The organism is Enterobacter sp. K510, assembly GCF_055804875.1.
The window spans coordinates 1-1641 of sequence record NZ_JBNRLQ010000025.1 but is presented as its reverse complement, the minus strand read 5'-3'; the positions used below and the strand labels follow the sequence as shown (position 1 = coordinate 1641).

General features: G+C 53.7%; 1 rRNA gene. It reads right to left on the bottom strand.

What is annotated here, in order from left to right:
- Window positions 1-24: 24 nt before the first annotated feature.
- A 16S ribosomal RNA gene (locus tag ACQUTD_RS21560) occupies window positions 25-1564 on the bottom strand.
- Window positions 1565-1641 lie beyond the last annotated feature (77 nt).

Genomic DNA, 1641 nt, shown 5'->3' with positions numbered 1-1641 from the left:
CACTGCAAGGCAGGTTCTTTCAGGTAAGGAGGTGATCCAACCGCAGGTTCCCCTACGGTTACCTTGTTACGACTTCACCCCAGTCATGAATCACAAAGTGGTAAGCGCCCTCCCGAAGGTTAAGCTACCTACTTCTTTTGCAACCCACTCCCATGGTGTGACGGGCGGTGTGTACAAGGCCCGGGAACGTATTCACCGTGGCATTCTGATCCACGATTACTAGCGATTCCGACTTCACGGAGTCGAGTTGCAGACTCCGATCCGGACTACGACATACTTTATGAGGTCCGCTTGCTCTCGCGAGGTCGCTTCTCTTTGTATATGCCATTGTAGCACGTGTGTAGCCCTACTCGTAAGGGCCATGATGACTTGACGTCATCCCCACCTTCCTCCAGTTTATCACTGGCAGTCTCCTTTGAGTTCCCGGCCGGACCGCTGGCAACAAAGGATAAGGGTTGCGCTCGTTGCGGGACTTAACCCAACATTTCACAACACGAGCTGACGACAGCCATGCAGCACCTGTCTCAGAGTTCCCGAAGGCACCAAAGCATCTCTGCTAAGTTCTCTGGATGTCAAGAGTAGGTAAGGTTCTTCGCGTTGCATCGAATTAAACCACATGCTCCACCGCTTGTGCGGGCCCCCGTCAATTCATTTGAGTTTTAACCTTGCGGCCGTACTCCCCAGGCGGTCGACTTAACGCGTTAGCTCCGGAAGCCACGCCTCAAGGGCACAACCTCCAAGTCGACATCGTTTACAGCGTGGACTACCAGGGTATCTAATCCTGTTTGCTCCCCACGCTTTCGCACCTGAGCGTCAGTCTTTGTCCAGGGGGCCGCCTTCGCCACCGGTATTCCTCCAGATCTCTACGCATTTCACCGCTACACCTGGAATTCTACCCCCCTCTACAAGACTCAAGCCTGCCAGTTTCGGATGCAGTTCCCAGGTTGAGCCCGGGGATTTCACATCCGACTTGACAGACCGCCTGCGTGCGCTTTACGCCCAGTAATTCCGATTAACGCTTGCACCCTCCGTATTACCGCGGCTGCTGGCACGGAGTTAGCCGGTGCTTCTTCTGCGGGTAACGTCAATTGCTGTGGTTATTAACCACAACACCTTCCTCCCCGCTGAAAGTACTTTACAACCCGAAGGCCTTCTTCATACACGCGGCATGGCTGCATCAGGCTTGCGCCCATTGTGCAATATTCCCCACTGCTGCCTCCCGTAGGAGTCTGGACCGTGTCTCAGTTCCAGTGTGGCTGGTCATCCTCTCAGACCAGCTAGGGATCGTCGCCTAGGTGAGCCGTTACCCCACCTACTAGCTAATCCCATCTGGGCACATCTGATGGCAAGAGGCCCGAAGGTCCCCCTCTTTGGTCTTGCGACATTATGCGGTATTAGCTACCGTTTCCAGTAGTTATCCCCCTCCATCAGGCAGTTTCCCAGACATTACTCACCCGTCCGCCGCTCGTCACCCGAGAGCAAGCTCTCTGTGCTACCGCTCGACTTGCATGTGTTAGGCCTGCCGCCAGCGTTCAATCTGAGCCATGATCAAACTCTTCAATTTAAGTTTGATGCTCGTGAATTAAACTTCGTAATGAATTACGTATGTTCACTCCAGAGACTTGGTATTCATTTAGCGTC